This is a genomic window from Bradyrhizobium sp. 179, from assembly GCF_023073535.1.
Taxonomy (GTDB): domain Bacteria; phylum Pseudomonadota; class Alphaproteobacteria; order Rhizobiales; family Xanthobacteraceae; genus Bradyrhizobium.
The window spans coordinates 74,760-90,778 of the sequence record NZ_JADPJR010000023.1 but is presented as its reverse complement, the minus strand read 5'-3'; the positions used below and the strand labels follow the sequence as shown (position 1 = coordinate 90,778).

General features: G+C 64.8%; 16 protein-coding genes. 9 read left to right on the top strand and 7 right to left on the bottom strand.

The window, feature by feature from the left end:
- Positions 1-95 precede the first annotated feature (95 nt).
- Positions 96-2,357, bottom strand: coding sequence for a cation:proton antiporter (locus tag IVB12_RS04385; protein WP_247295999.1), 2,262 nt, complete (start codon positions 2,355-2,357; stop codon positions 96-98).
- 507 nt (positions 2,358-2,864) lie between these two features.
- Positions 2,865-4,037, bottom strand: coding sequence for an MFS transporter (locus IVB12_RS04380; protein WP_247295997.1), 1,173 nt, complete (start codon positions 4,035-4,037; stop codon positions 2,865-2,867).
- Between the two features lie 59 nt (positions 4,038-4,096).
- Here IVB12_RS04380 and IVB12_RS04375 point away from each other — a divergent pair, with 59 nt between their 5' ends.
- Positions 4,097-4,948 (top strand): helix-turn-helix transcriptional regulator, encoded by an 852-nt coding sequence (locus IVB12_RS04375; RefSeq protein WP_247295996.1) that lies wholly within the window; start codon positions 4,097-4,099, stop codon positions 4,946-4,948.
- Between the two features lie 224 nt (positions 4,949-5,172).
- Positions 5,173-6,525 (top strand): malonyl-CoA decarboxylase, encoded by a 1,353-nt coding sequence (locus tag IVB12_RS04370; RefSeq protein WP_247295994.1) that lies wholly within the window; start codon positions 5,173-5,175, stop codon positions 6,523-6,525.
- Between the two features lie 182 nt (positions 6,526-6,707).
- Here the strand turns inward: IVB12_RS04370 and tarD are convergent, their stop codons facing one another.
- From tarD to IVB12_RS04345, 5 genes are all read right to left on the bottom strand, one after another.
- Positions 6,708-7,877, bottom strand: a complete 1,170-nt coding sequence (tarD, locus tag IVB12_RS04365) for a mandelate racemase/muconate lactonizing enzyme family protein (RefSeq protein ID WP_247295992.1) — start codon at positions 7,875-7,877, stop codon at positions 6,708-6,710.
- A 127-nt stretch (positions 7,878-8,004) separates the two neighbouring features.
- Positions 8,005-8,247: a DUF3297 family protein gene (locus tag IVB12_RS04360; protein WP_212431912.1), complete on the bottom strand. Its 243-nt coding sequence runs from the start codon at positions 8,245-8,247 to the stop codon at positions 8,005-8,007.
- An 11-nt stretch (positions 8,248-8,258) separates the two neighbouring features.
- Positions 8,259-8,735: a glutathione peroxidase gene (locus IVB12_RS04355; protein WP_247295990.1), complete on the bottom strand. Its 477-nt coding sequence runs from the start codon at positions 8,733-8,735 to the stop codon at positions 8,259-8,261.
- Positions 8,736-8,737: 2 nt separating this feature from the next.
- Positions 8,738-10,138: an amidase family protein gene (locus IVB12_RS04350; RefSeq protein WP_247295988.1), complete on the bottom strand. Its 1,401-nt coding sequence runs from the start codon at positions 10,136-10,138 to the stop codon at positions 8,738-8,740.
- A 124-nt stretch (positions 10,139-10,262) separates the two neighbouring features.
- Entirely contained in the window at positions 10,263-10,520 is a 258-nt protein-coding gene (locus tag IVB12_RS04345; RefSeq protein ID WP_028177529.1) for a hypothetical protein, read from the bottom strand.
- Between the two features lie 247 nt (positions 10,521-10,767).
- On the opposite strand from IVB12_RS04345, the gene pqqA reads away from it, so the two are divergent.
- From pqqA to IVB12_RS04310, 7 genes are all read left to right on the top strand, one after another.
- Positions 10,768-10,848: a pyrroloquinoline quinone precursor peptide PqqA gene (gene pqqA, locus IVB12_RS04340; RefSeq protein WP_007595659.1), complete on the top strand. Its 81-nt coding sequence runs from the start codon at positions 10,768-10,770 to the stop codon at positions 10,846-10,848.
- A 129-nt stretch (positions 10,849-10,977) separates the two neighbouring features.
- On the top strand, positions 10,978-11,907 hold the full coding sequence (gene pqqB / locus IVB12_RS04335) for a pyrroloquinoline quinone biosynthesis protein PqqB (RefSeq protein WP_247295987.1): 930 nt from the start codon (positions 10,978-10,980) through the stop codon (positions 11,905-11,907).
- Entirely contained in the window at positions 11,904-12,683 is a 780-nt protein-coding gene (gene pqqC, locus IVB12_RS04330; protein WP_247295985.1) for a pyrroloquinoline-quinone synthase PqqC, read from the top strand. The genes pqqB and pqqC overlap by 4 nt, the downstream gene beginning before the upstream one ends.
- 12 nt (positions 12,684-12,695) lie before the next feature.
- Positions 12,696-13,007 carry a pyrroloquinoline quinone biosynthesis peptide chaperone PqqD gene (gene pqqD / locus IVB12_RS04325; RefSeq protein WP_247295983.1) on the top strand — a complete coding sequence of 104 codons (312 nt, stop codon included), beginning with the start codon at positions 12,696-12,698 and terminating at the stop codon, positions 13,005-13,007.
- Positions 13,004-14,203, top strand: a complete 1,200-nt coding sequence (gene pqqE / locus IVB12_RS04320; RefSeq protein WP_247295981.1) for a pyrroloquinoline quinone biosynthesis protein PqqE — start codon at positions 13,004-13,006, stop codon at positions 14,201-14,203. Before pqqD ends, pqqE begins: the two co-directional genes overlap by 4 nt.
- On the top strand, positions 14,193-15,179 hold the full coding sequence (gene pip / locus IVB12_RS04315) for a prolyl aminopeptidase (RefSeq protein WP_247295979.1): 987 nt from the start codon (positions 14,193-14,195) through the stop codon (positions 15,177-15,179). Before pqqE ends, pip begins: the two co-directional genes overlap by 11 nt.
- A 13-nt stretch (positions 15,180-15,192) precedes the next feature.
- On the top strand, positions 15,193-15,870 hold the full coding sequence (locus IVB12_RS04310; protein WP_247295977.1) for a DUF4286 family protein: 678 nt from the start codon (positions 15,193-15,195) through the stop codon (positions 15,868-15,870).
- The last annotated feature ends 149 nt before the right edge of the window (positions 15,871-16,019 follow it).

The window sequence follows — 16,019 nt, the reverse complement described above, 5'->3', positions numbered from 1 at the left end:
CTCTCCTCTTGGGGAGTGTCCCGATGAGGAGAAAGCCCTCTCCCCGACCCTTTCGGGAGAGGGAGGGCACCGTCCGCGCGGCTCCAGTCACGCCACTAAGCCTGCTCCGCCGGCGCCTGGCGCGCCTCGCCGCTCGACACCAGCAGCACCGAGGCCTTCGACTGCCTCAGCACGGCGGCGGCGACGCCACCGAAGGAGAGATGATTGGCCTCGATCCGGTCGACGCCCATGACCACGAGGTCGACGTCGGTGGTGTCGATCTCGCGCAGGATCGCCGCCTCCGGCGCCCGGTTCACGCGCAGCGTCGTGGTGATGTCGACGTCGTAGCGGGCGGCGAGATCGCTGGTGTCCTTGAGGATGCCGGTCTCCTGGCTCAATCCGCGGGAGGTGCCCCGCTGCGCGCCCTTGTCGCGCGTCGTCGCCACATAGATCACGCGGAGCGAGCCTGAGCCGGCCTGCGCCAGCGCCACCGCGACCTCGGCGCCGCGCTTGGAGACGCCGCTGCCGGAAACCGGAACGAGGATGTTGAGGGCGTCGGGTATCGGCTGCTTCAGGTGCTTGCCCTTGGCTGCCACGATCGCGAGCGGCCCCTCGAACTCGGCGGCGATGTCCTCGATCTTCCGATTGAAGCGATCCTTGGCGGCAGCGACCTTGTCGATGCCGACGACGAGGAGATCAAAGCCCTTGCGTGCTTCGTCAGCAATGGTTTCGGCCAGCTCCGCGCGCCTGGCCCGGGTAACGACATCGACGCTGCCGGCATTGCCGTCACCACTGGCGGAGACGGTTTCGGCGGCCTTCTTCACCACGGCTTCGTGGCTCTCGTCCTCGCCCTTGTCCTTTTCCTTGGCGCGCTCGCCGATGTGCAGCACGGTGATCGGCAGGCCGCGCATGCCGGCGATCAGGCCCGCGACGTGCGCGGCGAAAGTGGCGTTGACGCTGTCGTCAACGGCGAGCAAGGGACGTTCGAGATTGGCGATGAAGCCGCGTTTCTCGAATTCTTCCCGCTCCAGCCGTTCCCTCTCCTCCTCGTTCATCGGCAGCTTTGCCAGCGCCGCGCGCAGCATCGGCGGCATCGCCATCGTGGTCAGGATCGCCATGGTCACGATCATCGTGAACAGGTTCTGGCTGAGCACGCCGATGGAGAGGCCGATGGTCGCGATGATGACCTCGGTCGAGCCGCGCGCGTTCATGCCGCTGGCGAGCGCCAGCGATTCCCTCGCATTCAGCCCGCCCACGGTGCCGCCGACGAACGCGCCGCCGAACTTGCCGACGCTGGCGATCACGACCAGCAGGCCGGTGAGCATCAGCAGATTGGGGTCGCGAAGGACCGAGAGATCGGCGCTGAGCCCGGCGAGGCCGAAGAACACTGGCATGAAGAAGCTCGAGATCAGGCCGCGAAGGCGCTCGTCGATCTGCCGGGTCAGGATCGGGGACTCCCCGACCAGGATGCCGGCGACGAAGGCACCCAACACGGTGTGCACCCCGATCAGATGCGTGATCATCGCCATGACGCTCATCAACAGCAGGATCACGGTGATGACCGCGGCTGCGCTGACGAGATTGTCGTTGGCCCAACGGATCAGCTGGAACACCAGGCGGCGGCCGATGGTGAAGCTGACGGCCAGGAAGACGAGCGTCCCCAGCACGGCTTTCGCCACGGAGCCGACGTCAAGCGTGCCGTGCGAGGCCAGGCTGAAGATAACGGCGATGATGATCCAGCCGATGGTGTCGTCGATGACGGCGGTCGCGACGATGATCTGCCCGACATTGCGGCGCATGAAATTCATCTCGCGTACGACCACGGCGACGATCTTCACAGACGAGATCGACAGCGCCGTGCCCATGAACAGTGAGGCGACGAGGCGCGCTTGCGGATCGGGCAGCAGCGCATCGGGGAGGAATTCGCCGAGCGCAAAGCCGCAGGCGAAGGGCACGAGGATGCCGGCAATCGAGATCGCGATCGCCGCCCTGCCGACCTTCCGGACCAGCTTGAGGTCGGTCTCCATGCCGGTCAGCAGCAGCAGCAGCAGAATGCCGAACTGGGCGATGCCGTCGATCATCGCCTTCTGTTCGGGCGTCTTGGGAAAAATCGCGGCTTGCGCCTCCGGCCAGATCCAGCCGAACAGCGACGGCCCCAGGATGATACCGGCGAGCAGTTCGCCCATCACCGAGGGCTGGCCGATGCGCTGCATGATCTCGCCGAGACCACGGCCGACTGCGATCAGCAACACGATCTGCGTTACCAGGAGGAATTCGGACGGGCCGGCCGATTTACCGCCCTCGGCACTCGCCGCAATGGTGGTGAGGACAAGCGCCGCGGGGACAAGGCCGACCGGTCGGAGCAGGCTCCACTGCATGCAGGTGTCATTCCCCCCTTGATCTGTCCGGCGCGGCGCCGGGGCGACAGGGATAGAACCCGCAGGAGGCGGAGCGGGTTCCGCCGCGCGCGGCGAGGTCAAACCGAAAAGTGCGAAAACAACCCCATGCACAGTAGAGATGAGGTTGAGAAACCTCAGGAAATATCGGCTTTACCGAAACGGCTTGCTCCGTCGGGCAAAACATTGGCAGAATGGCATCGTGGGTGCGTGGGCGGGGTGCCTCCTCATCTTCCGTCGTTGCGAGGAGCTCTTGCGACGAAGCAACTCCAGAGTCCCTCTGCGGCAAGATTCTGGATTGCTTCGCTTCGCTCGCAATGACGATGTGGAGAGAGTCCCCGCCTTACGCCCGTTCGTGCCGCGGACGCAGTGCGTAGCCCAGATGAAGCGCAGCGAAATCCGGGTTCTAGCAGCGCGGTGAAACGCCCCGGATTGCGCTTCGCTCGATCCGGGCTACGGGACGGAGCCACGCGGCGCGAGTCGGCTACCTCACGCCGCCTGCGATGTCCGGATCTCGCGCGGCAGGATCAGCGCGGCGGCGATCGCCAGCAGGCAGAGGGCGGCGAAGGCGTGCAGCATGGTGACGAAGCCGCCCTGCTCGTAGAGCCAGGCGACCAGGCCGACCGAGGCGCCGGCCGCGGTGAAGCCGACGAAATAGCGCACCGCATAGGCGCGCGAGCGCCACTCCTCCGTGGTGTATTTGCCGACCATAGCATCGTTCACCGTGACCTGCCCGAACGCGCCCATGACGATGCCGATCGAGACCACGATCAGCGGCAGATTGGACAGGCTCGCGGCCAGGTACAAAAACGGCGCCAGCATGAAGGACAGCGGCAGCGCCACCGTCTTCAGCGAATAGCGGTCGAGCAGCCGCCCGATCGTATACTGCGTCATCGCGCCGAACACGTAGACGCCGGCCGCGATGACACCGAGCAGCGCCGGGCTCTTGGTCAGGTCCGAGAGCCGCTCGGCAAACAGCTTTGGCAGCGCCACCGTGACGGCGTTGAAGGTCGTCGAGATCGCAATCACCACGATCAGCAGCGCCAGGATTACGCGCCACATGTCCTGCTTGGCGACGCGCGCCTGCGCCGCCGCCTGCTTGGCACCCTTGCGGTCCTCATGCACGACCGTCAGCGCAAAGGCGATGCCGATCAAGATGGTGAGGACGCCGGGAACGATGAAGGCGAAGCGCCAGCCGAGATATTGGCCGATCACGCCGGTGACCAGCGCCGAGGAGGCAACGCCGAGATTGCCCCAGACGCCGTTGAGCCCCATCTCGCGGCCGAGCCTATCGGCATAGGACACGATCATCGCGGTGCCGACAGGATGATAGATCGAGGCAAAAATGCCGATCGCGAGCAGTGCCGCGCCGAGCTGCGCCGGGGTGTTCGCGAAGCCGACCGCGATCATGGAGGCGCCGATGCCGACGAAGAAGATCAGCATCATGTGGCGACGGCTCCAGCGGTCGCCAAGCCAGCCGGTGAGCAGCGAGCCTGCGCCGAAGGCGACGAAGCCCGGCGTCGCATAGGGCAGAAGTTCCGAATAGGCCATGCCGAGCGCCGGCCCCATGATGATGACGGCGGCGGCAAAGATCAGCATCGCATAATGGTCGATGAAATGGCCGGCATTGACGAAACTGATGACCCGGCTGGGGTTGTTCATACGAATCCTCTCCTGCACCGAAATCAGTTATATGTCGGGCGAATGATGGGATGCCGCCAATGAGTGTCGTCGAAACGCCAATCCTCCGGGAGGTCCGGGGCAACCACCGCTCGACCGCGGGCGTGCACCTGGTCGCGCGCGACTATCCCAAAGGCTTGCGGCTCGATCCGCACATGCATCGCGAGGCGCAGCTGGTCTATGCCGCCAAGGGCACCATGCAGGTGACGACGCCGGGCGGACGCTGGCTGGTGCCGCCGGACCGCGCGGTCTGGGTCCCGGCCGGGCTCGAGCATGCCATCGACCTGCTCGCCGACATCGAGATGCGCACGCTGTATTTCGACCTGCCCTGGCTCAAGCGCGAGCAGCGTTACGAGGGACTGACCAAGGAATTCGTGGTGCGGGTGTCGCCGCTGCTGCATCAGGCGATCCTGGCGCTGTTCGAGGCCCGCAACACCGAGGCGCGAACCGAGCTGCTGGTTCGCCTCGTGATGCTGGAATTGCACCAGGCCGAGGATTCCGCGACCTTCGTGCCGTTGCCGCGCGAAGTGCGATGCCGCCGCGCCGCGATGATTGTGCTCGACGATCCCACCGGCCTGCACGACATCGACACGCTGGCGCGCGAGGTCGGAACCTCCGCGCGCACGCTGTCGCGGCTGTTCTCGACGGAAACGCAGCTCAGCTTCAAGAGCTGGTGCCAGCGCGCCCGCATCGCCGCGGCGATCCGGCGGCTGTCGACCGATGCCAGCGTGTCGGTGAAGCAGCTCGCGACCCAGCTGGGTTATGCCAGCGTGCCGGCGTTCTCGGCGGCGTTTCGCCAAGTCACGGGACGGACACCGAGGGAGTTTGCAACACACTCCGTGTCGTCGCCCGGCTTGACCGGGCGACCCAGTACGCCGAGGCGGCGCGGCTAGAACCGAGAAGCCGCGGCGTACTGGATGCCGCGGTCAAGCCGGGGCATGACAGCGCGGCTTTGGGGTGAGCACTACCCCCCATACGAAAATCCCACCGGCATGCCGCCATTCCTCGACCGCACGGCCCGTCTAAAGATGCCGCATTCCCCTGCTTGATTGTGATCGGCTTCCGCCTAAATCCCATGTAAGCTCCCGCGTCGCACAAACCTGACACGAAAGCCCCGATGGCCAACGCCTTTTTCTCCGACCTGCTCGCCACCATCTCCGAGCGCGGCCGCACCCTGCTTCGCCGCAGCGACGGCTTGGACACCAGACGCGATGCCGCCGGGCTGATCGCGCTTTGTGACGCGCTGCTCTCGGGCCGCGGCGAAGCCTCGGGCACCGCGATGGCGCGCGAGGTGCTCGACCTCTACCGGGAATTGGATGCGGCCGGACGCCGTGCCTTCTTCGAGGCGCTGGTGCGCGATTTCGGCCCGGATCGGGAACGGCTGTCCCGGGCGATCGAGAAATGGCGCGCCAAGCCCACCGACGAAGACGCGAGCTCGCTGCATTTCGCTTCCGAGCCGCGGCGGCAGGAGCTGATCCGCCGCCTCAACCGCGCGCCGGGCGGCACCGGCGATCTCGTCAGCATGCGCGCCGACCTGCTCGGCATGATGAACGGGCACGCCGATCTCGCCGCGCTCGACCGCGACGTCTCGCATCTTCTCTCTTCGTGGTTCAACAGGGGGTTTCTCGTGCTGCGCAGGATCGACTGGTCGACTCCGGCCAACATCCTCGAAAAGATCATCCGTTACGAAGCCGTGCATGAGATCTCCGATTGGGACGATCTGCGCCGCCGCATCGATCCGGTCGACCGCCGCTGCTACGCCTTCTTTCATCCCGCGATGGTCGACGAACCCCTGATCTTCGTCGAGGTGGCGCTGACCGAGACCATTCCGGGGGCCATCGCGCCATTGCTTGCGGTCGATCGCCAGCACCTGCCGATCGAGCGCGCGCGCACCGCGGTGTTCTATTCGATCTCCAACACCCAGCGCGGACTGGGCGGCATTTCCTTCGGCAGCTTCCTGATCAAGCAGGTGGTGGAGGAGCTGCGCCGCGAGCTGCCGAAGCTCGACACTTTCGTGACGCTGTCGCCGGTGCCGGGCTTCATGCAATGGGTGAAGCAGGACAAGGAGCTGCCGCTATCGGACGAGGACCGTGAGATGTTGAAGCGTCTCGACGATCCCAAATGGTTCGAGAACCCTGAGACGACCACGCTGCTCCGCAGCGTTCTGGAACCGCTCGCGGCACACTATTTCCTGAAGGCGCGCACGCCGAAGGGCAAGCTGATCGATTCCGTCGCCCGCTTCCATCTCGGCAATGGCGCCAGGCTCGAGCGCATCAACTGGTTAGGGGACCTCTCGCCCAAGGGCGTGCGCGAGTCCGCCGGCGTCATGGTCAACTATCTCTACCGCCTCGACGACATCGAGAAGAACCACGAAGCCTACGCCAATGACGGCGAGGTCGTGGCGTCGAGCGCGGTGAAGAAGCTACTGAAGGGCGAAGGACGAAGGCTGCTGGATATGCGCTTGTCGTAAGAGGCTTGAGACGGCACGCCCAAAGACGGTGTCATCGCCCGACTTGATCGGGCGATCCAGTATTCCAAGCGCCGGTGTTGAACAACTCGCTCTCGCCACATCGGCCGCGGCGCACTGGATGCCCGATCGAGCCGGGGCATGACAGCGGATTGTGTAGCGCCGCCGTCGCGCCTCAACCCAACTTACTCCGCCAGCGCCTTCATTTCCTTGTAGAGGTCCGACTTGCCTTCGAAGCCGATGCCGGGGAGGTCGGGCATGGTGATGTGGCCGTTCTCGACGCGGACGCCGTCCGGGAAACCGCCATAAGGCTGGAACAGGTCGGGGTAGCTTTCGTTGCCGCCAAGGCCCAAACCGGCCGCGATGTTGAGCGACATTTGGTGGCCGCCATGCGGGATGCAGCGGCTGGGGGACCAGCCGTAGGTCTTCAGCACCTCCAACGTGCGCTGGTATTCGCACAGGCCATAGGACAGCGCGCAGTCGAATTGCAGCCAATCGCGGTCGGGGCGCATGCCGCCGTAACGGATCAGGTTGCGGGCGTCCTGATGACTGAACAGGTTTTCGCCGGTCGCCATCGGGCCCGGGTAGAACTCGGCGAGCGCGGCTTGCAGCGCGTAGTCGAGGGGATCGCCGACCTCCTCGTACCAGAACAAGGGATAATCGCGCAGCATCTTTGCGTAGGCGATGCCGGTCTCGAGGTTGAAGCGGCCGTTGGCGTCCACGGCGAGCTGCGCGTCCTTGCCGATCTCCTTCAGCACCGCCTCGATGCGGACGCGGTCCTCGTCGATTGCCGCGCCGCCGATCTTCATCTTCACGACGTTGTAGCCGCGATCGAGATAGCCGCGCATCTCGCCACGCAGCATCGAGAGATCCTTGCCGGGATAATAATAGCCGCCGGCGGCATAGACGAAGACGCGTGGATTGGCGGTCACGCCGTGACGCTCGGCAAGCAGGCGAAACAGCGGCTTGCCGGCGATCTTCGCCACCGCGTCCCACACCGCCATGTCGATGGTGCCGACCGCGACCGAGCGCTCGCCATGGCCGCCCGGCTTCTCGTTGGTCATCATCGCAGCCCAGACTTTGTCGGGGTCGAGATTGTCGCCCGCGGCATCGAGCAGCGATTTCGGATCGGCTTCGAGAATGCGCGAGGCAAAGCGCTCGCGGATCAGGCCGCCCTGCCCGTAGCGGCCGTTGGAGTTGAAGCCGTAGCCGACGACGCGTTTTCCCTCGCGCACGACGTCGGTGACGACGGCAACCAAGCTCGTCGTCATCTTGGTAAAATCGATATAGGCATTGCGGATCGGCGAGGAGATCGGCTTTGTGATCTCGCGCACGTCGACGATGCGGACGGACATGGGCTTGGCTTTCGGTGGTTGCTGTCGTCATTGCGAGCGAAGCGAAGCAATCCAGACTGTCTCCACGGGAATAGCCTGGATTTGCTTCGTCGCAAGAGCTCCTCGCAATGACGAGGAGAGAGTGTGCTTACTTCTTATCCCGGAAATACGGCTCCACCGGCCCGTGCACCTTGATGGTCAGCGGGTTGCCATAGCGATCCTTGGCGTTGCCGGCGGCGACGCGGACCCAGCCTTCGCTGATGCAGTATTCCTCGACATTGGTCTTCTCGATGCCCTTGAAGCGGATGCCGACGTCGCGCGCCAGGATGTCCGCGTTATAATAGGGGCTGTTCGGGTCGACCGACAGGCGGTCTGGAAATTCGTCGCTCATGATTGTCTCGCTCACAACAGTGTTTCGATTTGATTCCGCAATCCTTCGGGCCGCGCGGTCGGCGCGTAGCGCGCGACCACCTTGCCGGCACGGTCCACCAGGAATTTGGTGAAATTCCATTTGATGGAGGCGCCGAGAAGTCCGGATTGCTGCCGTTTCAGGTACTCATACAGAGGGTGCGCATTGGCGCCGTTGACGTCGATCTTCTCGAACAGCGGGAAGGTGACATCGTAATGGGTCGAACAGAATGCCTGGATCTCGCTCGCTTGTCCCGGCTCCTGCGCGCCGAACTGGTTACAGGGAAAGCCGAGCACCGAAAAGCCGCGCGGCGACAGATCGCGATAGAGATCCTCCAGACCGCGATATTGCGGCGTGAAGCCGCATTTGCTCGCGGTGTTGACGATCAAGAGCACCTGCCCCTCGAAGCGGCGCATCGGCACCTCCTCGCCGGCAAGCGAGTTGGCCTTGAAGTCATAGATGGCAGTCATCGCTAGCCCACGGGATCGATCGGCGACGGCGGCACGCCGCCGGCCTCGATCGCCTCGCCCGCGAGCAGGCACAGATCCTCGCGGTAGCGGCCGGAGACGATGTGCACGCCGACCGGCGCCTTGCCGACGAGACCGGTGGAGACCACGAGGCCTGGCAGGCCCATGAAGGGAATCGCGATCTGCGGCAGCTGCGCTTCCCAGACGCGCTTGAAGGATTCATCGCCCTTGCGGTCGAGATGATCGGGGAACGGCAGCTCGCCAGAGACCGGCGTCAGCAGCACCGCATATGTTTCGAAGAACAGCATCCATTCGCGGGTCAATGTGGCTCTTCGGGTCAGCGCCTTCGCGTAATTCGCCTGGTCCATCGGTGTGACCCTGCTGCGGTTGCCGCGCAGGCACGCCAGCGCGCCGGGATCGCCCTCGCGCTCGGCCATCTCAAGCTGCGCCTCATAGCCATCGCCGAGCCAGAGCTTGATCTGCCACTCGACCGCTTCGCGCATCGGCGGCGTGTCCTCGATGATGTCGACGGTCCAGCCCGCGCGCTCCAGTCGCTTGCCGGCATCGCTCACCGCGGCCTTCACCTCCGGCGCGGTAGCAAGGCCGCCCGGATTGAGGCAGAGCGCGGCGCGCTTCGGCCTGGCCGGGCCTTCCAGCGGCACCGGCACGAACCAGGGATCACGGATGTCGCGGGCCGACATCGCGGCGAGTGAAATTCGCAAGTCGTTGACGGTGCGCGCCAGGGGGCCGGACACGGCCATGATCTGCGGCCCGATCGGGCGCTCCGGCAGCGCCGGATTGAAAGCGGGAATGCGGCCGAGCGTCGGCCGCAGGCCGTGCACGCCGCAGGCATAGGCGGGATAGCGGATCGAGCCGGCGATGTCGGTGCCGTGAGCGATGTGGCCGATGCCGGCTGCAACCGCCGAGCCGGCGCCGCCGGAGGAGCCGCCCGGAGTGAGCGATGCATCGCGGGGGTTCTTGGTGTCGCCATGGATCAGATTGGTGGTGAACCAGCGATAGGAGAAGGCGGGGCAATTGGTGCGGCCGAGCAGGACGGCGCCCGATTTCCGGAAATTGGCGACCACCGGATTGTCCTCGCGCGCGATCACGTCGCGCTGCAGCTTTAAGCCGTTGGTGGTGGCAAAGCCCTCTTGGTCGACATTGGCCTTGATGGTGACGGGCACACCGGCGAGAACACCGGGGTCCTCGCCCCGCGCAATGGCGGCATCGACCGCGTCAGCCTGCTTGAGCACGTCGTCCGGGCGGTGGTCGATCACCGCATTGAGCGCGGGATTGACGGCGTCCAGGCGGGCGAGACCAGCTTGAGCTGCCTCCCTGGCGGACACCTTTTTGGACTTGACGAGAGTGGCGAGGTCGGCGGCCGACAGGCGCCAGAGATCTTGCATGACATGCTCCGTATGACCGGGGTCTTTTAGCGCCGGGAAGGCGGCAAAGCCATGCGGATTTCGCAGGGATGAAGGCCGGCTGCTAGTGCGGATTGGATTGGCCGACCGGGCTGCTCGCGAGCGCCTAATGCCGCGTCGCGGATTGGTCGGGTATGTCCAGCAGCGCCTCGGTGAAGGGAAACTCCAGCACGATTTCCCCGTCATCGTCGGTCACCTCGATGACGGCCTCGAGCAGGGCCGGCTGGGCGCCCTCCGACTTCACCACCTCCAGGATCATCTGGCGGGCGACCTCCCAGGCGCGATCGGGATTGCGCAGATCCTCGCCGTCGGGATCCACGATCAACTCGTCGCCGATACGGGTGTTGAAGAAATATCTGGGCATTACCGAGTTCCAGTTTGGGTCGCCGGTACCGGATTGAAAGCTGCACTGCACTCACAACCGCTTTATCAGGACAGGGTTCGCGACCGAATGCGCCATGCGCAAGGCAGCGTCATCAGAAGTGATGTTCCCCGACATTTTTCGCGGCGCAACATGGACTTCTCGGGAAAATTTCACTGGCGAACTTTTGCGCCCGCATTACTTTAACCGCGGGCGGATACGTCCGATTTCGCGAAAATGGAGAGCCAAAATGGCCTGGAAAGCCCCGAAAATCGTCGAAGTGCCCTGTGGCATGGAAATCAACATGTATGTGAGCGCCACCCGCAAATAAGCGGTAGGCGATTGCGTTCAGCGCAGGTGGATCTTTCGGTCACAATAGGTTGCCGGAAGACACGATGTGTGTCGGCATTCGGTGTCGACCCGAGATCCACCTCGCAGCGTTCCCTCCAGGAGACGGATCATGCTTCGCGTCGTCGTCCTGGGCGCCGCAGCCGGCGGCGGAGTGCCGCAATGGAATTGCGGCTGCGAGGGCTGCCGAGCAGCCCGTGCCAGCGGCCATGAGCTTCAGCGAACTCAGGCGTCGGTCGCCTTCAGCGGCGACGGCGAGCACTGGTTTCTGATCAACGCCTCCCCCGACCTCCGCCAGCAATTGAACGCCACGCCGCAGCTGCACCCGCGGGCAGGCGCGCTGCGCCATACGCCGATTGCGGGCGTGATCCTCACCAACGGCGAAGTGGACGCGGTCGCAGGCCTACTCTCGATGCGCGAGGGCTCGCCTTTCACGGTCTATGCGCATGAGAAGGTGCTGGCGATCCTGAAAGCCAACAGCATCTTCAACGTGCTGAACGAGAAGAACGTGCGGCGCCAATCGATCGGAATCGGCGAGCCGTTCGAGCCGCGGCTCCCTGACGGCGCGCGCTCGGGAATCGAGGTGCTGCCGTTTGCGGTATCAGGCAAATCGGCCTGGTATCTGGAAGGCAAGGCGCATCCCGGCGGGGCGACCGGCGACGGCGATACGCTGGGCCTCAAGATCACGGACAAGGCAACCGGCAAGTGCTTCTATTTCATCGCTGCCTGCGCCGAGGTGACTGACGCGCTCAAGGGCGAGATCGATGGCGCGGCGCTGGTGTTCTTCGACGGCACGGTATGGCGCGACGACGAGATGATCAGGGCCGGGCTCGGCCACAAGACCGGCAAGAGCATGGGCCATGTCGCGATGTCCGGCGACGACGGCGCGATCGCGCGGCTTGCCGATCTCTCTATCGACAGGAAGATATTTCTGCATATCAATAACTCGAACCCGGCGCTGCTGCCCGCTTCACCCGAGCGGAAAGCCACTGAAGAGGCGGGCTGGCAAATACCCGCTGACGGAACGGAGATCGTGCTGTGAATGCCGCGTCACTGACAGGAATGACCGCGCTCTCGATCGGCAAGGACATCAAGCTCAACTCGGCCGAGGAGCTCGAGGCGACGCTGCGCCATATCGGGGCGACGCGCTATCACAGCCTGCATCCGTTCCATAAGCTCTTGCACGGCGGCAAGCTGAACAAGGGCCAGGTGCAGGCCTGGGCGCTGAACCGCTACTATTACCAGAGCACGATCCCCATCAAGGACGCGGTCGTGATCTCGCGCTTTCGCGACCGTGCCACGCGGCTGGAATGGCGCCACCGCATCGAGGACCATGACGGCGATCTCGGTAGCGAGGGCGGCATCGAGCGCTGGTTGAAGCTGACCGAAGGCCTCGGGCTCGACACGGCTTACGTGGAATCGACGGAAGGCATTTTGCCGGCGACGCGCTTTGCGGTCGAGGCCTATGTCCATTATTGCCGCGAGAAGAGCCCGCTGGAGGCGATCGCCTCCTCGCTCACCGAGCTGTTCGCGCCCAACCTGCACGAAGAGCGCATCTCCGGCATGCTGGAGCACTACGACTTCGTCAATCCCGATATCATGAGCTACTTCAAGCGGCGCCTGGCGCAGGCGCCGCGCGACGCCGGCTTTGCGCTCGACTACGTCAAGGCGCACGCCAAGACGCCGGAGCAGCGCGCGCAGGTCTGCAATGCGCTGATCTTCAAAACCAATGTGCTGTGGGTGCAGCTCGATGCACTCTATCATGCCTATGTCGAGGGCCACATTCCGCCGGGCGCCTTCGTGCCCAAAGCGAGCTGAAGAGGAACTGTAATGGCCGGGCCGCGGAACATCAGCGTCAGCGAGGCAAGCCGCCCCGTGCTGCCGCGGCACGCCAAGCTCAAATATGACGAGACCCGAAAGGTCTGGGTGATCCTAGCACCGGAACGGGTGCTGGCGCCGGACGAGATCGCGGTCGAGGTCTTGCAGCTTTGCGACGGCCAGCGCAATGTCGGCGACGTCGCCGATCGGCTGGCGGCGAAATACGCCGCGCCGCGCGAGGCGATCCTCGCCGACGTCATCGTCATGCTCCAGGATCTCGCCGACAAGGGCTTTCTCACTGAGGCCCGGGAGAAGACGCCATGAGCGATGTGCTCGGCAATTCCATCATCCCGCCAGACGCCAGCGACAGCCTCGCGGTGCTGGAGAAGCAGCGCTCGACGGCGGAGACGTTTGGCATTCCGCTCGCGGTGCTGCTCGAGATCACCCATCGCTGTCCGCTGCAATGCCCCTATTGTTCCAATCCGGTCGAGCTCGACCGCGCGGGCAAGGAGCTGACCACGGATGAGTGGAAGAAGGTGTTGAGCGAGCTCGCCGAGATCGGCGTGCTCCAGGTTCACTTCTCTGGCGGCGAGCCGACGGCGCGGAAGGACCTGGTCGAGCTGGTCAAGCACGCGAGCGACGTCGGGCTCTACACCAACCTGATCACCTCGGCCGTGCTGCTGACGCGCGAGCGGCTGAGCGATCTTGCGGATGCCGGGCTCTGCCATGTGCAGATCAGTTTTCAGGGCGTGGAGGAAGGCCTCGCCGATCGAGTCGCCGGCTACAAGAATGGCCACCGCAAGAAGCTGGAAGTGGCGAAGTGGACGCGTGAGCTCGATTTGCCGCTCACCGTGAACGCGGTCATGCACCGGCAGAACCTGCATCAGCTCCCCGACATCATTCAGATGGCGGTCGATCTCGATGCCGACCGGCTCGAAGTCGCCAACGTACAATATTACGGCTGGGCACTGAAGAATCGCGCCGCCTTGATGCCGACGGTGGGGCAGCTCGAGGAATGCACGGAAACCGTCGAGGAGGCGCGCGAGCGGCTCAAGGGCCGGCTTACGATCGACTACGTCGTTCCCGACTATTACGCGCTACGGCCGAAGAAATGCATGGGCGGCTGGGGCCGGCAGTTCTTCAACATCTCGCCCGCCGGCAAGGTGCTGCCGTGCCACGCCGCCGAGAGCATCACCGGGCTCGAATTCGAATCCGTGCGTTCCAATCACTCGATCGCCTGGATCTGGCAGAACTCCGAGGCCTTCAACCGCTATCGCGGCACTGGCTGGATGAAGGAGCCGTGCAAGAGTTGCGAATTCCGCGAGATCGATTTCGGCGGCTGCCGCTGCCAGGCCTTCGCGCTGACTGGCGATGCCGCCAACACCGACCCGGCCTGCGCGCTGTCGCCGCTGCACGAGACCATCTTCAAGCAGGCCGAGCGCGAGGCCGAGGGCGAGACCAACCGCTTCCTCTATCGCAACTTCGCCGGCGGCACTCTGGAATCCGAGAATGGGACCTGACGCCGACGCGGCCGCATCCGCCAAACGTGCCGATCCCTTTGCGCCGCTGACGTCCGACATGCTCGATGTCGGCGACGGTCACGAGCTCTATGTCGAGAGCGTCGGTCGCGCAGACGGCATTCCCGCGGTCTATCTGCATGGCGGACCCGGCAGCGGCTGCCAGCCCGATCATCGCCGCCTGTTCGATCCCGACCGCTTCTGCGCGGTATTGCATGACCAGCGCGGCTGCGGCCGCAGCCGGCCGAAGGGATCGCGCGAGCACAACACGACGGCGCACCTCACCGCCGACATCGAGAAAATCCGCGAGAAGTTCGGCTTCGACCGCTGGATCGTGGTCGGCGGCTCCTGGGGCGCGACGCTGGCGCTGGCGTATGCAGAGGCGCATCCCGAGCGCGTCTCTGGCATCGCGCTGCGCGCGACGTTCCTCGGCACGCGAGCGGAGGTCGAAGCGGCGTTCACGTCGCGCCTGTCGCAGTTCCATCCCGCGCTCTACGAGGATTTTCTCGGCGTGCTGCCGCTCGAAGAGCGCGCGCGGCCGGTGGAGGCCTATTGGCGCCGCATCCTGGATGCCGACCCAGCCGTGCATGGCCCGGCGGCAAAGGCCTGGCACGATACCGAGCGCGTATTGTCCGAGCACAAGCCCGCGAAGACGCGGCTGGACCTCGCATCGCTGAACGTGTGGCGCACGCTGCCGGCAACGCCGTTCATGGAGGCGCATTATTTCGTCAACGACAGCTTCATGAGCGCGGGCCAGCTGTTGCGGAACGCGGGCCGGCTTGCAGGCCTTCCCGGCATTATCGTGCAGGGCCGCTACGATCTGTTGTGCCCGCCTGAGACATCACACGCGCTCGCGAAAGTGTGGCCCGGTTCCGAGCTTCGCATCGTGGAAGAAGCCGGCCATTCGCTCTATGATGCCGGCGTGAGGGACGCGGTCATGAAGTCGATCGCCGACCTCGCATCGAAGACCGCGCGATAACAGGATAAGAAAAATGCCGCTCGCCGGGAAAGGCATGCTGCTGACGTCGATGAACATCGAGGCGGCCGATGAGGCCGATTTCAACCGCTGGTACGATCGCGAGCATCTGGAAGAGCGCGTCGCGATCGACGGATTCCTCGAGGCGCGGCGCTATGTCGCGCATGCCGCCAATCCCAAATATCTCTGCCTATATACGACCGCCACGCTCGACGTGCTCGACAGCCCGGCCTACCGCGCGCGGCTTGCGAGCCCGACCGACTGGTCGCGGCAGAGCATGGCGCGTTTCAAGGACATGCTCCGCGTCGTCGCGCGCATCACCATCAGCAACGGCACCGGACGCGGCGCCGCGCTCGGCGTGGTGCGGCTGCGGCCGAGGCCCGACAACGCAGCGCCATGGCGTGATGCACTGCAAGACAAGCTGGCGCCGGACGCGCGCGACGGCATCATCTCCATGCACCTCCTGGAGAGCGAGCCCGAATTGTCGGCTGCAACGGCGGAAATTCCAGCGGTACGCCATGAAGGCGCGCGCGACTGGTTCGTGCTGATCGACGGCACCCATGTCGGCGCAGTCTCGGCCGTGATTGCCGAGCGCTTCACCGGCCCCGCCGCGGCACCCTTTCCGCTTCCGATCTCCGTCGGCACCTATTGCTTGATGTGGGACCTCGCGAAGAGTGACATTGCGCGCAGCTAGCGCTCACACGCATTGCAATATGTTGCACCGCACGCACCTCGCGCGCGGCGTTGATGCTGTGCGCGCGTGGCTCCTATGAAAGGCGGTGATCGCGCAAATTTGCCGTTGTACTTCGGAGCCGTTCTAATAAGCTAACCCAATGATGCCAT

Coding starts and splice junctions, on each gene's coding strand:
- IVB12_RS04360 (WP_212431912.1), bottom strand. CDS start 8,247: ATGAGCGACGAATTTCCAGACCGCCTGTCGGTCGACCCGAACAGCCCC.
- IVB12_RS04355 (WP_247295990.1), bottom strand. CDS start 8,735: ATGACTGCCATCTATGACTTCAAGGCCAACTCGCTTGCCGGCGAGGAG.
- IVB12_RS04350 (WP_247295988.1), bottom strand. CDS start 10,138: ATGCAAGATCTCTGGCGCCTGTCGGCCGCCGACCTCGCCACTCTCGTC.
- tarD (WP_247295992.1), bottom strand. CDS start 7,877: ATGTCCGTCCGCATCGTCGACGTGCGCGAGATCACAAAGCCGATCTCC.
- IVB12_RS04310 (WP_247295977.1), top strand. CDS start 15,193: ATGCCGCTCGCCGGGAAAGGCATGCTGCTGACGTCGATGAACATCGAG.
- IVB12_RS04375 (WP_247295996.1), top strand. CDS start 4,097: ATGAGTGTCGTCGAAACGCCAATCCTCCGGGAGGTCCGGGGCAACCAC.
- pqqA (WP_007595659.1), top strand. CDS start 10,768: ATGGCCTGGAAAGCCCCGAAAATCGTCGAAGTGCCCTGTGGCATGGAA.
- pqqE (WP_247295981.1), top strand. CDS start 13,004: ATGAGCGATGTGCTCGGCAATTCCATCATCCCGCCAGACGCCAGCGAC.
- pqqD (WP_247295983.1), top strand. CDS start 12,696: ATGGCCGGGCCGCGGAACATCAGCGTCAGCGAGGCAAGCCGCCCCGTG.
- IVB12_RS04370 (WP_247295994.1), top strand. CDS start 5,173: ATGGCCAACGCCTTTTTCTCCGACCTGCTCGCCACCATCTCCGAGCGC.
- IVB12_RS04385 (WP_247295999.1), bottom strand. CDS start 2,357: ATGCAGTGGAGCCTGCTCCGACCGGTCGGCCTTGTCCCCGCGGCGCTT.
- pqqB (WP_247295987.1), top strand. CDS start 10,978: ATGCTTCGCGTCGTCGTCCTGGGCGCCGCAGCCGGCGGCGGAGTGCCG.
- IVB12_RS04380 (WP_247295997.1), bottom strand. CDS start 4,037: ATGAACAACCCCAGCCGGGTCATCAGTTTCGTCAATGCCGGCCATTTC.
- IVB12_RS04345 (WP_028177529.1), bottom strand. CDS start 10,520: ATGCCCAGATATTTCTTCAACACCCGTATCGGCGACGAGTTGATCGTG.
- pip (WP_247295979.1), top strand. CDS start 14,193: ATGGGACCTGACGCCGACGCGGCCGCATCCGCCAAACGTGCCGATCCC.